The organism is Methylobacterium mesophilicum SR1.6/6 (genome assembly GCF_000364445.2).
Taxonomy (GTDB): domain Bacteria; phylum Pseudomonadota; class Alphaproteobacteria; order Rhizobiales; family Beijerinckiaceae; genus Methylobacterium; species Methylobacterium mesophilicum_A.
In genome coordinates this window covers 2,588,101-2,606,693 of record NZ_CP043538.1, presented here as the reverse complement: position 1 = coordinate 2,606,693, position 18,593 = coordinate 2,588,101, and the positions used below count along the sequence as shown (strand labels likewise).

The window sequence follows — 18,593 nt, the reverse complement described above, 5'->3', positions numbered from 1 at the left end:
TGCTGGGCTTCCGGCTCGATTGCGGTATAAATCGCGGCGTTTCCCCGGATAAACCGAGTCGGGCGCGGGCCCGACCCGCTCCGCCGCGGATTTGCGTTCCGGAGCCGGCTCTCCAGATCCCGAATCCTTCATGCGCCATGCCGTCTACGGCCTGCCGCCGGTCGACCTCGCCGAGGTCCCCGGTGACGCCGTCCAGCTTTCCCCGTTGATCCCCGGCGCCGAACGACTGGAGGATCTGTCCGAGAACAGTCTCGATTCGGCCACGGTGCTGGCGCCCCCCGGAACGGTCGAGCGGCGCTACGTGCTCGCGCAGATGCTGCGTGCGCTGGGGCCGGGCGGCCGCATGGTGGCGCTGGCGCCGAAGGATCGCGGCGGCACCCGCTTGGCCAAGGAACTTACGACGTTCGGTTGCGCCGCTGCCGACCAGCCGCGCCGGCATCACCGGATCTGCACGGCCGAGCGGCCGCCTTCGCTGGCCGGTCTCGCCGAGGCGATCGACGAGGGGGCTCCCCGCCACGTCGACAACCTCGCCCTGTGCACGCAACCGGGCATCTTCTCCTGGGACCGGCTCGATCCCGGCACGGCGCTGCTCCTGGCGAACCTGCCGACGCTCAAGGGCCGCGGCGCCGATTTCGGCTGCGGTCTCGGCATCCTCTCCCGCGCGGTCCTCAGGTCCGACGCCGTGGCGACCCTCACGCTGGTGGAGATCGATCGCCGGGCCGTCGAGATGGCGCGCCTCAACGTCGCCGACCCGCGGGCGACGATCCATTGGGCGGATGTCCGGACCCCCGGCGTGGTGCCCGACCATCTCGATTTCGTCGTGACCAACCCGCCCTTCCATGAGGGCGGGAGCGAGGATCCGTCCCTTGGCCGCGCCTTCATCGCCCGGGCCGCCGAGGTGCTTCGTCCCGGCGGCACGCTGTGGCTCGTCGCCAACGCGCATCTGCCTTACGAGGCGAGCCTGCGCGAGGCGTTCCGGCACGTCGCGGTGGCCGTGCAGGCAGGCGGCTTCCGGGTCTACGAGGCGCGCCGGTGAGCGCTGCGAAGTCCGTCCGGCTCGACAAGCTCCTCGCCAACCTCGGTTACGGCTCCCGGCGTGAGGTCCAGGGGCTCGCCCGCGCCGGCGCCATTCGCCTTGACGGTGCGGAACTGGAGGATGCCGGGGATCGGATCCCCCTCGATCAGGATCTGCCCGACCGCCTGACAATCGACGGCGAGCCCCTCGACCCGCTGCCCGGACTCTGCCTGATGCTGCACAAGCCGCTCGGCGTCACCTGCTCGCACAAGGAGGCCGGTCCGCTGGTCTACGGATTGCTGCCGGAGCGCTGGCGCCGGCGGGAGCCGCCGCTCTCGACGGTCGGCCGCCTCGACAAGGAGACCTCGGGCCTGCTCCTGCTCACCGACGACGGCGTGCTGCTGCACCGGATCATCAGTCCGAAGGCCAGCGTGGCGAAGCGCTACCGTGTCACCCTCGACTGGCCGCTGGCGGGGAACGAGGCGACGGTCTTGGCCTCCGGGACGCTGATGCTGGAGGGCGAGGAGCGCCCCTTGTTGCCGGTGCGGCTCGACGTGGAGGATGACACGCACTGTGCCGTGACGCTGACCGAGGGTCGATACCATCAGGTTCGGCGTATGTTCGCCGCATTGGGCAACCACGTGACGGCGCTGCACCGGGACCGGGTCGGCGGACTTGCTCTGCCGGCCGACCTGCCGGCGGGAGATTACCGGGTCATGGCGGCGGACGACGTGGCAGCGGTGTTCGCGACGGAGTGAGCTCGCACGGCGCGGCCTGCGCCGGATCGTTGCTCCGCGCCTTGCCTTCAACCCGCCCCTCTGCTAAGCGCCCGCCCATCCCACACGCGGAGCCGGCCTCATGCCTGAATGAGGCGTTTCCGGTGGTCGTCCGAGATCTCGGCCGGCCGCATCCCTCCGCGGCGGATATAACCGGAGAGCACAAGAGCCATGGCCGTCGATTTCTCTATGCGTCAGCTCCTGGAGGCGGGCGCCCATTTCGGTCACCAGTCCCACCGCTGGAACCCGAAGATGCAGCCGTACATCTTCGGCACCCGCAACAACATCCACATCATCGACCTCGCCCAGACCGTGCCGGCGCTGCACCAGGCGCTGCAGGCGGTGAGCGACACCGTCGCCAAGGGTGGCCGCGTGCTGTTCGTCGGCACCAAGCGCCAGGCGGCCGACACGATCGCCGAGGCGGCGAAGCGCTCGGCCCAGTACTACGTCAACTCCCGCTGGCTGGGCGGCATGCTCACCAACTGGAAGACGATCTCGGGCTCGATCTCGCGCCTGCGGAAGGTCACCGAGACGCTGGAGACCGGTGGCCCGGGCCTGACCAAGAAGGAGCGCCTGATGCTCTCCCGTGAGAAGGAGAAGCTCGAGAAGGCGCTCGGCGGTATCAAGGACATGGGCGGCGTCCCCGACCTGCTGTTCGTGATCGACACCAACAAGGAGCAGCTGGCGATCAAGGAGGCGAACCGCCTCGGCATCCCGGTGGCCGCCATCGTCGACACCAACTGCAACCCCGACGGCATCACCCACATCGTCCCAGCCAACGACGACGCCGGCCGCGCCATCGCGCTCTACTGCGACCTGATCGCCAAGGCCGCCATCGACGGCATCTCGCGTGCCCAGGGCTCGTCGGGCATGGATCTCGGCGCCTCCGAGGAGCCGATGGCCGAGGAGCTGCCGGCGAACGACGACGCGGCCGTCACGGTCGAGTCCGACGCCCTCGACCCGGCCGACGTGGCGATGCTCGCCGAGTCGACCGAGCATTTCGAGCTGCTCGCCGCCCCGCGCGGCGCGCCGGACGATCTGACCAAGCTCAACGGCGCCGGCCCGCAGATCGTGCAGAAGCTCAACGACGCCGGCATCTACCACTACTGGCAGCTGGCCGCGATGACCCCCGAGGACGTCGCTAAGGTCGATGCCGACCTGAAGCTCAACGGCCGCATCGACCGCGACTCGTGGGTCTCGCAGGCCCGCGGCTTCGTCGAGGCCGCCGCGGCGGCCTGATCCATCGGGACTCCGCGACGGCACCGTCATCGGGCCGTCGCGGTTCCAGGCATACCGGGCCCGGCCGCTCACCCGCGCGCCGGGCCTCTCGCATCCAGACCACACGAAAGGGATCGCCATGGCCAACATCACCGCCGCGATGGTGAAGGAGCTCCGGGAGAAGACCGGTGCCGGCATGATGGACTGCAAGGGCGCGCTCAACGAGACGCAGGGCGATATCGAGGCCGCCGTCGACTGGCTGCGCAAGAAGGGTCTCGCCAAGGCCGCCAAGAAGGCCGGCCGCGTCGCCGCCGAGGGCCTCGTCGCCGTCGAGTCCGCCGGCCACCACGCCGCCGTGGTCGAGGTGAACTCCGAGACCGACTTCGTCGCCCGCAACGACGCCTTCCAGGCCTTCGCCCGCGAGGCCGCCAAGATCGCGCTCAACACCGACGGCACGCTCGAGGGTCTCCAGGCCGCCCACTTCCCGGGTGCCGCCGAGACCGTCTCGGAGAAGCTGCAGGCCCTGATCGCCACGATCGGCGAGAACATGAACCTGCGCCGAGTCACCAAGCTTGAGGTCAAGAAGGGCGTCATCGCCTCCTACGTGCACAACCAGATCTCCGAAGGCCTCGGCAAGATCGGCGTGCTCGTGGCGCTGGAATCCGAGGGCGACGTCGACGCGCTGTCGACGCTGGGCCGCCAGATCGCCATGCACGTTGCGGCGACCAACCCGGTCGCGCTGGACGCCTCGGGCGTCGACGCGGCCACGGTGGAGCGCGAGTCGAACATTCTGCGCGAGAAGAACGCCGGCAAGCCGGATCACGTCCTCGCCAAGATCGTCGAGAGCGGCCTGAAGAGCTACTACAAGGAGGTTACCCTCCTGGATCAGCCCTTCGTGCACGACGGCTCGAAGACAGTGAGCCAGGTTCTGAAGGAAGCTGCCTCCAAGGTGGGCGGTCCGGTCACGCTGACGGGCTTCGTCCGCTACGCCTTGGGCGAGGGCATCGAGAAGGAGGAGGGGCCGGACTTCGCCACCGAGGTGGCGCAGCAGGCCGGTCGCGCCTGAACTTTCGGGCTCTTCGAATCGGTGATTTCCATGCCCCGTCCGGCGCACGCCGGGCGGGGTTTCTTTGTCAGGCTCGAAACTTGAGCCGGGGCCGCGATCCCGAGAGGGGTCCATCGGCCGCCGTTCGCGCTATCATCCGTCATCCGCCGTGTTGCAGCGCACACCGCATCTCGCAGTCGCGCACTACCTTGGCGTTATGGCTCTGAAACCCTTCTCCTACCTGATGATCGGCGTGTTCGCGTCCGGTCTCGTCATGACCATCCTGGGCGCCGTCGGCGTTCTGGCCGGCAGCTGACATCGGCAGCCGGCATGCCATCGACGATGCCGGCGCCTCACCCCGCTAAGAATGACGCATCCAGGGTTGATCCCCACTCCGGTTGTGCCTCCACCGGTCGATCTCGCCGGATCAGCCTCAACCCCTCGACGCGGCTCCCACGCCTGACGTAGAAGCCTCCCGGCTTGCGCGATGCGGGATGGAGCCGGGGACACCGATGCCGGATACGACGCCGTTTCGCCGGATCTTGCTGAAGCTGTCGGGTGAGGCTCTGGCCGCGCCGGACGGCTACTGGCTGCATCCCCCGACCCTCGCGGGGCTCGCGGAGGACATCGCTCGCACCATCGAGGCGGGCGCCGAGATCGCCATCGTGGTCGGCGGCGGCAACATGATCCGCGGGGCGCGGATCTCGGCGGCCGGCTGGATCGACCGGGCCACGGGCGATTCCCTCGGCATGATGGCTACCGTCATGAACTCGCTGGCCATCGAGACCGCGCTGAACGCGGCCGGGGTCCAGGCGCGGACGATGTCGGCGGTGTCGATGCCGACCATCTGCGAGACCTATGCCCGTCAGCCGGCCCTGCACCACCTCGACAAGGGCCAGGTGGTCGTCCTGGCCGGCGGCACCGGCAATCCGTTCTTCACCACGGACACGGCGGCCGTCCTGCGCGCTGCGGAACTCCGCTGCGACGCCGTGCTCAAGGCGACCCAAGTCGACGGCGTCTACTCGGCCGATCCGAAGAAGGACCCTGGCGCCACGCGCTACGACCGCATCACCCACGACGAGGCGATCGCCCGCGACCTCAAGGTGATGGACACCGCCGCCTTCGCGCTGGCCCGGGAAAGCCGGCTGTCGATCCTCGTCGGCTCGCTGCACCCGCCGAGCTCGATCGCCGCAATCCTGTCTGGCGAGGCGCCCTCGACCCTCGTGGCGCCCTGACGCGGCGGCGGGAATGCCGCCGCGACCGTTTGCGGCCCTGAAAAAATTCGTCCATTGAGGCCGCGACCGCCCGCGCCGGGCTCAAGACCACGTCAGACGTCTCGGGACGACCCTCATGGCCACACCGGAATTCGACCTCAACGACATCAAGCGCCGCATGCAGGGCGCCGTCGCCTCGCTCTCGAAGGATCTCGGCTCGCTGCGCACCGGGCGTGCCACGCCCTCGCTCCTCGACCCAATCCAGGTCGACGCCTACGGCTCGATGATGCCGATGGCCCAGGTGGCCACCGTGAGCGTGCCGGAGCCCCGGCTCCTGTCGATCTCGGTCTGGGACCGCAGCATGGTCACGGCCGTCGAAAAGGCGATCCGCGAGTCCGACCTCGGCCTCAACCCGCAAACCGAAGGCCAGACCATCCGGCTCCGCATCCCCGAGATGAACGAGCAGCGCCGCAAGGAGATGGTCAAGGTCGCCCACAAGTACACCGAGGAGGCCCGCGTCGCCGTGCGCCACGTCCGCCGGGACGGCCTCGACCACCTCAAGAAGCTCCTGAAGGACAGCGCCATCTCGGAGGACGACGAGAAGCGCCAGGCCGCCGACGTGCAGAAGGCGACCGATCAGTACATCGGCGAGATCGACGGCGTGCTGGCCTCCAAGGAGAAGGAGATCATGCAGGTCTGAGGCGAAGGGACCGGACGCGTGACCGCCGCCGCCGCACCGGCCGCGCGCCCCTCGGGGCGGCGCGAGCTGTGGCTGCGCGTCGCCTCGGGCGTCGTGCTCGGGGCTGGCGTGCTGGCCGCGCTGATCTATGGCGGCTGGCCTTTCGCCGGAATCTGGCTCGCTGCCGGCATCATCGGTTTCGCCGAATGGATGGTGATGAGCCGCACCGAGCCCCGCGAGGTGCTGATCGCCCTCGGCGCGGCGACCCTCGGTGCCCTGCTGCTCTGCCAGCGCGGCGGTGCTCCGGCGTCGGCCTGCGTGGCGGTCCTGCTGCTCGGCGCCGCGGCCAGCGCCACGGTGGCGCGGACGGGACGCGGGCGGCTGCGCGCCTTTGTCGGCGTGCTCGGCGCGGCGGCGATCGCGGCGGTGCCGGTGGCCCTGCGCGACGATCCCACCATCGGCCTCGTCGGGCCGGCCTGGATGTTCGCGGTGGTCTGGTCCACCGACATCGCGGCCTATTTCGCCGGCCGGAAAATCGGCGGTCCGAAACTGATGCCCCGGGTCTCGCCCAACAAGACGTGGTCTGGAGCGCTCGGCGGCCTCGTCGGTGCGGTCGCGGCCGGGACCCTGGTGCCGGTGGTGGCCGATCTCGCCGGGATGACGCTTCCGAGCGCCGCCTCCCTGCCGGTGGTGGCGGGCGCGAGCGCGCTCGCCTCGGTCCTGAGCCAGGCGGGCGACCTGATCGAATCCGGTCTCAAGCGCCATTACGGCGTCAAGGATTCCGGGAAGATCATTCCCGGCCACGGCGGCGTCATGGACCGGCTCGACGGATTCTTCGCGGTGGCCGTGTTGGCGGCCGTCTATCTCGCCCTGCGCGGGGGCGGGTCTGATCGCGTGACGATGAGGGAGTTGAACCCGTGACCCAGATCGTCACTGTCTTCGGCGCCACCGGCTCGATCGGCCGCTCCACCGCCGATCTTCTCGCCCAGCACGCCGATCGGTTCCGCGTCGGTGCCCTGGTGGGCGGCAAGGATCCCATTGCCCTGGCGAAGGTCGCGCGGGAGCTGAACGCCTCCTTCGCGGCGCTCGCCGACGAAGCCGCCGGGCCGGCCCTGGCCGAGGCCCTGTCGGGCTCCGGCATCCTCAGCGGCGCGGGGGAGGGGGCCGTCATGGAGGCGGCCGCCCGGGACGCCGACATCGTGGTCGCGGCGGTGAGCGGTGCGGCGGGATTGAAATCGACCCATGCCGCACTGCGCCTCGGTCGCAAGGTCGCGCTCGCCAACAAGGAGAGCCTTGTTTGCGCCGGCGACGCCTTCATGCGTGATGCCGCGCGCTACGGCGCCACGATCCTGCCGATGGATTCCGAGCACGATGCCTTGAGCCAAGCGTTGGCCGGCCGGCCCCTTGCCGATGTCCGCACCATGATGATCACGGCGTCCGGCGGCCCGTTCCGGACCTGGACGCGCGAGCGCATCGCTGCTGCCTCTGCGGCCGAGGCCGCCGCCCATCCGACATGGTCGATGGGGATGAAGATCAACATCGACTCGGCCAGCTTGATGAACAAGGGCCTCGAGCTGATCGAGGCGCACCACCTGTTCGGCATCGAGCCCGAGCGCCTGGACGTGGTGGTGCATCCGCAATCGGTGATCCACGGCATGGTCTACTGGCTGGACGGCGCCGTCACCGCCGAACTGGCGCTTCCCGACATGCGGGTTCCCATCTCGCACTGCCTCGGGCTCGGGGACCGGCTGACCATCGAGCGGGGCCGGCCCCTGGACCTCGTGAAGCTCGGCTCGCTCACCTTCGAGGACGCCGACGAAGCGCGCTTCCCGTGCCTGCGGATCGCCCGGGCGGCCCTGGCCGCCGGTGGCGCGGCGCCGACCGTGATGAACGCCGCCAACGAGATCGCCGTGGCGGCATTCATCGCCGGCCGAATCGGCTTCTACGGGATCAGCGACCTGGTGGAGCGCGCCTGCACGCACTTCGCCGATCAGTATCGGACCGCGCCGGCCGATGTGGACGAGGCCCTCGCTATCGACGCCCATGTCCGGGTCTGGAGCGCCGAGGCATTGCCGGAGTTGCGCGCCGCCGGCTGACGATCACTGTCAGAGCCGGATCTCAGCAATCCGGTCCGTAACCCGCGAGGAACACTCGCACCGCCTCGGCAACCTGAAACTGCTTCCGCGCTTCGTCCGCCATGCCCCCGGCGGCAAACAGCATGCGTGTCAGGAGCCCGGCCAGGCAGAGATGCAGGAAGTGCTGCGCCGCTAGGGTCCTATCGGCGATGCGCAGCCGGCCGCCCTTCACCTGGACGTCGAGATAGGCCGACAGCCGGGCCACGCCGCAAGCGGGGCCGGCCTCGTAGTAGACCTGCCCGAAATGCGGGAACTTCTCGCAGACGCCGATCACCATGCGATGAACCGAGATGTGCTCCGGACGGGACATCTCGTTCAGGAAGCTCATGCCGAGGCGGGTCAGGACGGCCGGAACATCCGTGTCCTCCGGATCGAAGGTGAACAGGGTCTCGGCGAGGCTGGCCTTCTCCTGTAGGATCAACGCTTCGAACAGCGCCTCCTTGCTGTCGAAATAGACGTAGAGCGTTCCCTTCGAGACCGCGGCGGCCCGGGCGATCTCGCCCATGCTCGCGCCGTCGTAACCGGCCGAGAGGAACACGGTCCGGGCCCCGTCCAGGATCTGTCGGCGCTTATCGCCCTCGTGAGCGGTTGCGCCACGCTCCAGCACTGCACCCTGTGCCATCTTCCCGTCCAGCGCGCTTGGCGCCGCTCCGCTTGACCGAACCGTTCGGTCAACATAATCTGCGGCACCTTCGGACCCGCGTCAAGGCGCGTCCGAATGATTGACCGAACGGTTCGGTCATTGGACGTGAGGCTTTCAGATGTCCCTGCGCGAGGACGCCGACCGCCCGTTTCCCGCCATCGAGGCTGGCGACGACGAGCGGGCCGAGAACCCGGTGCGACCTGCGCCTGCCGCGATCCCATCGGCCGCACCGGTGGCCGAGCCGGCGCGCGCTGCCCGCAAGCGCCCGCTCAGGCGCACCATCCTACTCTGCGTTCTGCTGGCTGCACTTGGCTTCGGCGCGTATCAGGGCTGGCACTGGTGGACTGTCGGACGGTTCTTCGTCTCGACGGACGACGCCTATGTCCAAGCCGACATCTCGGTGCTGGCCGCGAAAGTGTCGGGCTATCTCGAATCGGTCCCGGTGGTGAACGGCCTGTCGGTGAAGAAGGGCGACGTGATCGCCAAGCTCGACGACGGCGACTACCGCCTCGCCCTCCAGGCGGCGCAGGACAAGCTGGCCACGCAGGAGAGCACCATCGCGCGGATCGCCCGGCAGACCGAGGCCGCGCAGGCGCAGGTCGCCCAGGCCGCCGCGCAGCTCGACGCGACCCGCGCGGACGCCGTGCGCGCCCAGGCGGATTTCACCCGCGCGACGCAGATGCAGGCGGATTACGTCGCCAAGTCGCGCATCGACCAGGCCCGCGCCGACCGTGACCGGACCGAGGCCTCGGTCAAGGCGATGGAGGCCGGTCTGGTCGCGGCCCGCGCCAATGTCGACGTTCTCCAGGCCCAAAAGCGCGAGGCCGAGAGCCTCGCGGCGGAGCTGCGCACCGCGGTTGACCGGGCGCGCCGCGACCTCGACTTCTCAGTGATCCGCGCGCCCTTCGACGGCGTCGTCGGCAACAAGGCCGTCGAGGCCGGCGCCTACGTATCGCCCGGCACCCGGATCGCCGCACTGGTGCCGCTTCAGAGCGTGCGCATCGACGCGAACTTCAAGGAGACCCAGGTCCAGCGCATGCGGCCGGGACAGCCGGTGACCGTGACGATCGACGCCTATCCGGATCGCGAGATCGAGGGCGTGGTGGAATCGTTCTCGCCGGCCTCCGGCTCCGTGTTCAGCCTGCTGCCGCCGGACAACGCCACCGGCAACTTCACCAAGATCGTGCAGCGCCTGCCGGTTCGCGTCCGCGTGCCGGAGGCGGTGGCCCGCGAGGGCCTGCTGCGGCCCGGCCTGTCGGCGGTGGTGCGGGTCGACACCCGTGCCGGCGCGGACCGGTCGGCGCTCGACCGGGCCGAAGCGGCCCGGCCGGTCAGCACCGCGAGCCGCTGAGACCGATCGTGGCCGCCACCGCCGCCATCTCCGCGGGCGCGCCGGCCGGCGCCGCCGAGCCGCCCCTCGACCGCCGCCGCATGGTGGCGTTCCTCTGCATGGTGTTCGGGATGTTCATGGCGATCCTGGACATCCAGATCGTCTCGGCGTCCCTCAACGAGATCCAGGCCGGCCTGTCGGCCTCGGGTGACGAGATCCCCTGGGTCCAGACCAGCTATCTCATCGCCGAGGTCATCTCGATCCCGCTATCGGGCACGCTCTCGCGGGTGCTCTCGACGCGCTGGATGTTCGCGATCTCGGCGGCCGGCTTCACCGTCATGAGCCTGATGTGCGCGACCTCCTCGTCCATCGGCGAGATGATCGTCTGGCGGGCGCTCCAGGGCTTCATCGGCGGCGGCATGATCCCCACGGTCTTCGCCGCGGCCTTCACGATCTTCCCGCCGTCGAAGCGGACGATCGTGTCGCCGATGATCGGCCTCGTGGCGACCCTGGCGCCGACCATCGGGCCGACGGTGGGTGGCTATCTCACCGACCTGCTGTCCTGGCACTGGCTGTTCCTGATCAACGTCGTGCCGGGCATCTTCGTCACCGTCTCGACCTGGATCCTGGTCGATTTCGACAAGCCCAATTACGGCTTGTTGAAGTCTTTCGACTGGGCGGGGCTCGCCTTCATGGCGGGCTTCCTCGGTTGCCTCGAATACGTGCTGGAGGAGGGGCCGAACCACGACTGGCTGCAGGATGAGGCGGTCTTCGCCTGTGCGGTCATCTGCGGTCTGTCGGCGCTGCTGTTCTTCACCCGCGTCTTCACCGCCAAGCAGCCGATCGTGGACCTGCGCGCGTTCTCGGACCGCAACTTCGCCAGCGGCTGCGTCGCGAGTTTCGTGCTGGGCATCGGCCTCTACGGGCTGACCTACATCTACCCGGTCTATCTCGCCCGGGTGCGCGGCTACTCGGCGCTGATGATCGGCGAGACCATGTTCGTCTCGGGTCTGTTCATGTTCATCACGGCGCCGATCGCCGGCCGGCTCTCGGGCAAGGTCGATCCGCGCCTCATGATGGGCGTCGGTTTCGCGGGCTTCGCCTGCGGCACCTGGATCGTCACCGGGCTCACCAAGGACTGGGATTTCTACGAGCTGCTGCTGCCGCAGGTGCTGCGCGGCTGCTCGCTGATGCTGTGCATGATCCCGATCAACAATATCGCTCTGGGGACGCTGCCTCCGGCACGCATGAAAAATGCGTCCGGCCTCTTCAATCTCACGCGCAACCTCGGCGGCGCGGTCGGCCTCGCGCTGATCAACACCATCCTCAACGACCGCTGGGACCTTCACCTCACCCGCCTCCACGAGCGCTTCACCTGGGCGAACACCGCCGCCGTCGAGCGCCTCGACAGTCTGCAGCGCGGCTTCGACTCGTTCGGCAGTGCGGCCCCCGGCATGGCGCTCAAGGCCATGACCAACACCGTGCGGACGCAAGGGCTCGTCATGGCCTTCGAGGACGTGTTCCTCGCCCTGACGGTGCTGTTTCTGGCGATGGCCTGCGCCGCACCCCTGGTCCGGCGTCCGCAGGCCGTGGGAGGCGGGGGCGGCCACTGAGCGGCCGGCTGCCGCGATAGCGAGGATAGCGGGGACAGCACCGCTTCGCCCCCCTCGGACGGGGTCATCGCGTCCTGGGGCGTGCGACCTTCGCGGCCGGCTCGCAGGATTGCGTTGGCGGTCGGCTGCCCCGATCTGCTAAACAGGTCGGATGGTCGGCCCAGAATGCCGGCGCGGATACGGCCAGGAAACGGCGCATGGACTTCCTCAACGCGATGGGCGGGACCGCCGGCGGCTTCTTCGGTGCCGTGATCCCATTCCTGTTCGTGCTCACCGTCGTGGTCTTCGTCCACGAGATGGGTCACTTCCTGGTCGGCCGCTGGTGCGGCGTCGGCGTCCACGCGTTCTCGCTCGGCTTCGGGCCCGAGCTGTTCGGCTTCAACGACCGCCGCGGCACCCGTTGGAAGCTCTGCGCCATCCCGCTCGGCGGCTACGTGAAGTTCCACGGCGACGCCAACGGCGCCAGCATGCCCGATCCCGAGACCGTCGCACGGATGAGCCCGCAGGAACGGGCGATCAGCTTCCCGACGCAGCCGGTGGGCAAGCGCGCCGCGATCGTCGCCGCCGGCCCGGCGGCGAACTTCATCCTGGCGATCCTGCTGTTCGCCGGCGCGATCTGGCTCGGCGGCCGCTACGAGTTGCCCGCCCGCGTGTCCTCGGTGGAGCCGAACAGCGTCGCCGCCCAGGCCGGCTTCCAGCCCGGCGACGTGATCACCGCCATCGACGGCGAGAAGATCGGCGATTTCAACGCCATGTACCGGACCGTGACGGGCAGCGCCGGAACACCGCTGACCTTCACGGTGGAACGCGACGACAAGCCGATCACCATCCAGGCGACGCCCGCGACCTTCGAGGAGAAGACCCCGTTCGGCCGCCACCGGATCGGACGGCTCGGCATCCGCTCGCCCGCCGGATCGGAGGCCCGCCTCGTGCGCTACGGGGCGCTCGACTCGCTGAACCTCGGCGTGAAGGAGACGTACTTCGTCGTCGAGCGCACCTTCTCGTACCTCGGCAAGCTCGTAACCGGACGGGAATCCGCCGACCAGCTCTCCGGCCCGATCGGCATCGCCCGGGTCTCCGGGGAGGTCGCCAAGACCGGCGGCGTCGGCGGTCTGGTCGGGCTCATCGCGCTGCTTTCCGTGTCGATCGGCCTCCTGAACCTCTTCCCCGTGCCGCTCCTCGATGGCGGCCATCTCCTGTTCTACGCCTTCGAGGTGGTGCGCGGCCGGCCGCTCAGCGAGCGCGCCCAGGAGATCGGCTTCCGGATCGGCCTCGCCCTCGTGCTGATGCTGATGCTGTTCGCCGCCTGGAACGACATCCTCAATCTCGGCGCCTCCTGGCGGAATACCTGACCGGGGTTCTCGGCCGGCCCTTCGGCGCGGCTGGGCATTCTGTCCGGCCCGCACGGGAAAGGATGCCTCAATCCCGCCGCGATCCCGCCGGGACCATGCCCGGATCGGGTCTCGGAGGCGGCGCAGAACAGCGTTAAGACGGTCTTCATGCGATCGGCGGCGGGTGTGAAATCGCTCGCCGCCGCAAGCGTTTACGCGATCTTCACCATGATCCGCGGTTTGCCCACAGGCTGAGCGGACCGTTAAGTGGCGCGAAGGCCACGACCCGGCAAAATCCCCTGACGATGGCCTCCCGCGCGTTTGCTTGGCAGGGGAATCCCGCTAAGAGCTACGCTTGGACCGAAGCCACGCTTGGACCAGGTGACGGGACGGCCGATCAACGGTCGCCCGTGACGGGCTTAACCCCCGCGACCAGAACAGAAACGGGCGATTGCATGATGTCGTTGACGGGGAAGCCCCGACGCAAGTCGGTGCGGAAAACCATCGTCCTAGTCACCGCGGGTCTTGGCGTCGTCCTGAGCGGGGCCGCTCAGGCGCAGCAGATCGTCGTCCAGGGCAACCAGCGCGTCGATGCCGACACGATCCGGTCCTACGTGACCGGGACGGCGTCCGGCTCCGCCGAGGAGGCCCGCCGCAACCTGCTCGCGAGCGGGATGTTCTCGGACGTGCGCGTGGCGCAGTCCGGCGGCCGCACGGTCGTCACCGTCCGCGAGAACAACCTGATCAACCGGGTAGTGTTCGAGGGCAACAAGAAGGTCGAAAAGGCGACTCTGGAAGGGATCGTCGAGGCCAAGGCGCGCGGCCCGTACAGCGAGGCGATCATCAACGCCGACCTCGCCCGCATCCGCGACGTCTACAAGCGCTTCGGTCGCGGCACCGCCAAGGTGACCTACCGCACGGTCGACCTGCCGAACGGCCGCGTCGACGTGATCTACCAGATCGACGAGGGCGATAAGACCGGCATCATCTCGATCAACTTCGTCGGCAACAACGCCTACTCGGACCGGACGCTGAAGGGGCTGATGAGCTCCTCGGAGATGAACTTCCTGTCGTTCATCAAGACCTCCGACGTTTACGATCCGGATCGCATCACCAACGACCTCGACCAGGTTCGCCGCTACTACCTCAAGAACGGCTATGCCGACTTCCAGGTGGTGAACGCGGACGCGCGCTACGTCGAGGGCGAGACTTCCGGCTACGTCATCACCATCACGGTGAACGAGGGCGAGCAGTACAAGGTCGGCGCGGTCTCGGTGGATTCGCGTCTCCCCGGTCTCGACACCACACGGCTCGACGGCAACGTCTCCGCCGCCGTGGGCGATGTGTACAACGCCGACGACGTGGAGAAGACGCTCAACAACGTCACCCGCGAGGTGAACCGCGCCGGCTATCCCTTCGCGCAGGTCCGTCCGACCGGCCAGCGCGACCCGGTCAACCACCAGGTCTCTCTCGGCTTCGTGGTCGAGGACGGCCCGCACGTCTACGTCGAGCGCATCAACATCCGCGGCAACACCCGCACCCGCGATTACGTCATCCGGCGCGAGCTCGATATCGCGGAAGGCGACGCCTACAACCGCGTGCTCACTGACCGCGCCGAGCGGCGCCTGAACGGTCTCGGCTTCTTCAAGAAGGTCCGGTTCTCCAACGAGCCTGGCTCCGCCCCCGACCGCGTGGTGATCAACATCGACGTCGAGGATCAGCCCACGGGTTCGTTCTCGGTGGCGGGCGGCTACTCCACCCAGGACGGCATCATCGGCGAGGTCTCGGTCTCCGAGTCGAACTTCCTCGGCCGCGGCCAGTATGTCCGCCTCGCCGGCACGGGCGGCCAGTACTCGCGCGGCGTCGATTTCTCGTTCACCGAGCCGTACTTCCTCGGCTACCGGCTCGCGGCCGGCTTCGACGCTTTCTACAAGTACTCCGATCTGACCCGGTACTCGCGCTACGAGACCACGGTGTATGGCGGCCAGCTCCGCCTCGGCCTGCCGATCACCGAGGAGTTCGGCATCACGCTGCGCTACTCGCTGTACAACACCGAGCTAAAGGTCCCGAACACGCTCAAGCGGCCGTACAACGACTGCTCGGTGCCGATCCCCGGCTACACGGCGGTCTACGCTGGCGGTACGATCGATCCGAACACGGGCCGGAACATCGGCGGTCAAGCCCTCTACCCGAACTGCGCCTACGACGGCGAAGCCTCGATCGCCATCAAGGGCTCGCAGGGCAACACGTTGACCTCGCTGGCTGGTCTGACGCTCGCCTACTCCACCCTCGACGTGATCGGCGCGCCGCGTAACGGTCTCTACGCCGAGCTGAAGCCCGACGTGGCAGGCCTGGGCGGCGACTCCAAGTTCTTCCGCGTGACCGCCGACGCGCGGTACTACAAGGAGCTCTTCGAGGACGTGGTCGGCTTCGTCCGCTTCCAGGGCGGCCACATCGAGTCGATCGACGGCAAGCCCCTGCGCGTGACCGACGAGTTCTTCCTCGGCCCGTCGCTGGTCCGCGGCTTCGCGCCGAACGGCATCGGCCCGCGCGACGTCGGCATCGCCGACGCCCGCTCGAACGCGATCGGCGGCTCGACCTACATCGGCGGTACCCTCGAGGTGCAGTTCCCGCTGCCGCTCGTCCCGCGCGACCTGGGCCTGAAGGGCGCGGTCTTCGCCGATGCCGGCACGCTGTTCGGCTATCACAGCCGGCGCGCCTTCGACGTGAACGGCGACGGCTTCATCAACGGCACCGCGCCGCAGACCGGGCGATGCAACTTCTCGGCCTTCACCATCGGCGTCGAGCCGGAATGCGTGAACGTCCGCGACACCGCCGCGATCCGTTCGTCCATCGGCGCGTCCATCCTGTGGAACTCGCCACTCGGCCCGATCCGGTTCGACTACGCCTACGCCCTCACCAAGGACGAGGGTCAGTCGATCTACGTGCCCCTGCTGGGCAAGGTCGGCCATATCGGCAAGGATCAGACCCAGGCGTTCCGCTTCTCCGGCGGCTCGCGCTTCTGATAAAAACCTCGCGCGTCGGCCGGATCTATCTCCGGCCGGCGCGTTGGTGCGCATGTCAGATCCCGTCTTCTTCACTGCTGCCGTTGGCCTCACCCTGGCCGAGATAGCGGCCGCCGCGGGCGCGGCCCTTCCGGAAGGGGCGGATCCGGAGCACCGGCTCGCCGGTGCCGCGTCGCTCGAGAGCGCCGGCCCGCAGCACCTCGCCTACATGGACAACGCCCGTTACGGCGAAGCCCTCGCCGCCACGCGGGCCGGCGCCTGTCTGGTCTCGCCGCGCTTCGCGGCGCGCTGTCCCGGCGGCACGATCGCTCTCGTCAGCCGCGACCCTTACCGCGCCTACGCGGCGCTGCTCGGCCGCCTGCATCCCGATGCGCTCCGTCCCGGCTCGCAATTCGCAGCCCGCGGCGTCGCGCCGGGGGCCCATGTCCACTCGGAGGCGCGGCTGGAAGAGGGGGTCACGGTCGATCCTGGGGCGGTGATCGGGCCGGGCGCCGAGATCGGAGCCGGTACGGTGATCGGCCCGAACGCGGTGATCGGCCCCGGCGTGCGCATCGGCCGGGATTGCGCGATCGGGGCCGGCACGACCCTCAGCCACGCGCTCCTCGGAAACCGGGTGATCCTCCACCCCGGCGCCCGGGTCGGCCAGGACGGATTCGGCTTCGCCATGGGCGCCACCCATCTGAAGGTGCCGCAGGTCGGCCGGGTGATCGTCCAGGACGACGTCGAGATCGGCGCCAACACCACGATCGACCGGGGCGCCTCGCGCGACACCGTCATCGGCGAGGGCACCAAGATCGACAACCTCGTGCAGATCGCCCACAACGTGGTGATCGGCCGGCACTGCGTGATCGTGTCGGGGGTCGGGATCTCGGGCTCGACCACGCTGGAGGATTACGTCGTCCTCGGCGGGCAGGTCGGCGTCGTCGGCCATCTGCGGATCGGCCGCGGCTCGCAGATCGCGGGTTCCTCCAACGTCAATCGGGACGTGCCCCCGGGCAGCCGCTGGGGCGGCACGCCCGCCAAGCCTGTGCGCGCGTGGTTCCGCGAATTGACGACGCTGGCCCGCCTCGCGGAGCGGTCCGGGAAGGCCGGGGCGGACGACGAGGCCTGAGACGCAGGCCGCCGATGTGTGCCGCACGCCTCCCGCTGTGTCGCCGACCGGTCCGGAAGGTCTTGCGCTTCCGGCGATTTCTTCCGAAGAGGGCGGTCCGTTCGCCGTCGGCGGCCGGAGGTCAGGCCGCCCGGAGCGGCACGTCGAGGTGCGGATTCAGATGAGTGAGGCGGCGCGCGAGACCGGCGGTGAGCTGGGCACAGCCGATATCCAGACATTGCTGGAGTTGCTGCCGCACCGCTACCCGTTCCTCATGGTGGACCGCATCGTCGAGATCGACGGTGACGAATCCTGCGTCGGCATCAAGAACGTCACCGCCAACGAGCCGCAATTCATGGGGCACTTTCCGGAGCTGCCGGTCTTCCCCGGCGTGCTCCTGATCGAGGGCATGGCGCAGACGGCGGGCGCGATCTGCTGTCGTCACATCCGGACGGACGAGCTGCGCACCAAGCAGGTGTTCTTCATGACCATCGACAAGTGCAAGTTCCGCAAGCCTGTCACGCCCGGCGACCAGGTGCGCTTCCACATGAAGAAGACGAACCAGCGCCGGACCATGTGGTGGTTCCGCGGCGAGGCCCGGGTCGACGGCACGCTGGTGGCCGAGGCTGAGATCGGCGCCATGCTGGTGACGGAGTGAGCGCGCCCTTCATCCATCCGAGCGCGGTGGTCGAGCCGGGCGCCGCGATCGGCGACGGGAGCCGGATCGGTCCCTTCTGCCACGTCGGGCCCGAGGTCGTGCTCGGTCCGGATTGCGAGCTCAACAGCCACGTGGTGGTGGCGGGCCGAACCACGATCGGGCCCCGCACCCGGATCTTCCCGTTCGCGTCGATCGGGCACCCGCCGCAGGACCTCAAATACCGGGGCGAGGCCTCCACGCTCACGATCGGGTCCGACTGCCTGATCCGTGAGGGCGTCACCATGAATCCCGGCACCAGCGGCGGCGGCCTGGAGACCACGGTCGGCGACCACTGCACCTTCCTGGCGAACTCCCATGTCGGCCACGACTGCCGGGTCGGCGATCACGTGATCTTCTCCAACAACGTGATGCTGGCGGGCCACTGCTCGGTGGGCGACTACGCGATCCTCGGCGGCGGCGCCGCCGTGATCCAGTTCGCCCGGGTCGGGGCGCACGCCTTCGTGGGCGGCCTCTCGGGCCTGGAGAACGACTGCATTCCCTACGGGATGGTGCTCGGCAACCGGGCGACCCTGTCGGGGCTCAACATCATCGGGCTGCAGCGGCGCGGCTTTGCCCGGGAGGACATCCACGCCTTGCGGCGGGCCTACCGCCTGCTCTTCGCCCCGGAGGGCACGCTGATGGAGCGCGTCGAGGACGTGGCCGCGACCTACGAGTCCCACGCGGCCGTGCGGGAGATCCTCGATTTCATCCGCAGCGGTGGCAAGCGCTCGATCTGCACGCCGCGCGAGGTGCCGACCCCGATCAGCGCCGCCTGAGGGGC

At 69.0% G+C, this 18,593-nt stretch carries 16 protein-coding genes; 15 read left to right on the top strand and 1 reads right to left on the bottom strand.

Annotated elements, in window-relative coordinates; all coding sequences use genetic code 11:
• Positions 1-130 precede the first annotated feature (130 nt).
• The 8 genes from MMSR116_RS12375 to dxr all read left to right on the top strand — a co-directional run bounded on the left by MMSR116_RS12375 (position 131) and on the right by dxr (position 8,043).
• A complete protein-coding gene (locus tag MMSR116_RS12375; protein ID WP_010682835.1) occupies positions 131-1,036 on the top strand; it encodes a class I SAM-dependent methyltransferase in 906 nt (301 codons plus the stop codon).
• Complete coding sequence (locus MMSR116_RS12370) at positions 1,033-1,773, top strand: pseudouridine synthase (protein WP_010682836.1); 741 nt, start codon at positions 1,033-1,035, stop codon at positions 1,771-1,773. Before MMSR116_RS12375 ends, MMSR116_RS12370 begins: the two co-directional genes overlap by 4 nt.
• 189 nt (positions 1,774-1,962) lie before the next feature.
• Entirely contained in the window at positions 1,963-3,030 is a 1,068-nt protein-coding gene (locus MMSR116_RS12365; RefSeq protein ID WP_010682837.1) for a 30S ribosomal protein S2, read from the top strand.
• A gap of 118 nt (positions 3,031-3,148) precedes the next feature.
• Positions 3,149-4,075, top strand: coding sequence for a translation elongation factor Ts (gene tsf, locus MMSR116_RS12360; RefSeq protein WP_010682838.1), 927 nt, complete (start codon positions 3,149-3,151; stop codon positions 4,073-4,075).
• Between the two features lie 491 nt (positions 4,076-4,566).
• Positions 4,567-5,289 (top strand): UMP kinase, encoded by a 723-nt coding sequence (pyrH, locus tag MMSR116_RS12355; protein WP_010682839.1) that lies wholly within the window; start codon positions 4,567-4,569, stop codon positions 5,287-5,289.
• A 115-nt stretch (positions 5,290-5,404) separates the two neighbouring features.
• Positions 5,405-5,968 (top strand): ribosome recycling factor, encoded by a 564-nt coding sequence (frr, locus tag MMSR116_RS12350; RefSeq protein ID WP_010682840.1) that lies wholly within the window; start codon positions 5,405-5,407, stop codon positions 5,966-5,968.
• A gap of 18 nt (positions 5,969-5,986) precedes the next feature.
• Positions 5,987-6,868, top strand: a complete 882-nt coding sequence (locus MMSR116_RS12345; protein ID WP_158168872.1) for a phosphatidate cytidylyltransferase — start codon at positions 5,987-5,989, stop codon at positions 6,866-6,868.
• Positions 6,865-8,043 (top strand): 1-deoxy-D-xylulose-5-phosphate reductoisomerase, encoded by a 1,179-nt coding sequence (dxr, locus tag MMSR116_RS12340; protein ID WP_010682842.1) that lies wholly within the window; start codon positions 6,865-6,867, stop codon positions 8,041-8,043. Before MMSR116_RS12345 ends, dxr begins: the two co-directional genes overlap by 4 nt.
• A gap of 22 nt (positions 8,044-8,065) precedes the next feature.
• Here dxr and MMSR116_RS12335 read toward each other — a convergent pair whose 3' ends face one another.
• Positions 8,066-8,704: a TetR/AcrR family transcriptional regulator gene (locus MMSR116_RS12335; protein WP_010682843.1), complete on the bottom strand. Its 639-nt coding sequence runs from the start codon at positions 8,702-8,704 to the stop codon at positions 8,066-8,068.
• Between the two features lie 139 nt (positions 8,705-8,843).
• Here MMSR116_RS12335 and MMSR116_RS12330 point away from each other — a divergent pair, with 139 nt between their 5' ends.
• The 7 genes from MMSR116_RS12330 to lpxA all read left to right on the top strand — a co-directional run bounded on the left by MMSR116_RS12330 (position 8,844) and on the right by lpxA (position 18,588).
• On the top strand, positions 8,844-10,076 hold the full coding sequence (locus tag MMSR116_RS12330; protein ID WP_010682844.1) for an HlyD family secretion protein: 1,233 nt from the start codon (positions 8,844-8,846) through the stop codon (positions 10,074-10,076).
• An 80-nt stretch (positions 10,077-10,156) separates the two neighbouring features.
• Complete coding sequence (locus MMSR116_RS12325) at positions 10,157-11,668, top strand: DHA2 family efflux MFS transporter permease subunit (RefSeq protein WP_432419906.1); 1,512 nt, start codon at positions 10,157-10,159, stop codon at positions 11,666-11,668.
• Between the two features lie 197 nt (positions 11,669-11,865).
• On the top strand, positions 11,866-13,020 hold the full coding sequence (gene rseP, locus MMSR116_RS12320; RefSeq protein ID WP_010682846.1) for an RIP metalloprotease RseP: 1,155 nt from the start codon (positions 11,866-11,868) through the stop codon (positions 13,018-13,020).
• 434 nt (positions 13,021-13,454) lie between these two features.
• Positions 13,455-16,025, top strand: coding sequence for an outer membrane protein assembly factor BamA (gene bamA / locus MMSR116_RS12315; protein ID WP_039892396.1), 2,571 nt, complete (start codon positions 13,455-13,457; stop codon positions 16,023-16,025).
• Between the two features lie 52 nt (positions 16,026-16,077).
• Positions 16,078-17,136, top strand: coding sequence for a UDP-3-O-(3-hydroxymyristoyl)glucosamine N-acyltransferase (gene lpxD / locus MMSR116_RS12310; RefSeq protein ID WP_010682848.1), 1,059 nt, complete (start codon positions 16,078-16,080; stop codon positions 17,134-17,136).
• A 160-nt stretch (positions 17,137-17,296) separates the two neighbouring features.
• Positions 17,297-17,773, top strand: a complete 477-nt coding sequence (gene fabZ, locus MMSR116_RS12305; RefSeq protein ID WP_010682849.1) for a 3-hydroxyacyl-ACP dehydratase FabZ — start codon at positions 17,297-17,299, stop codon at positions 17,771-17,773.
• Entirely contained in the window at positions 17,770-18,588 is an 819-nt protein-coding gene (gene lpxA / locus MMSR116_RS12300) for an acyl-ACP--UDP-N-acetylglucosamine O-acyltransferase (protein WP_039892399.1), read from the top strand. The genes fabZ and lpxA overlap by 4 nt, the downstream gene beginning before the upstream one ends.
• The last annotated feature ends 5 nt before the right edge of the window (positions 18,589-18,593 follow it).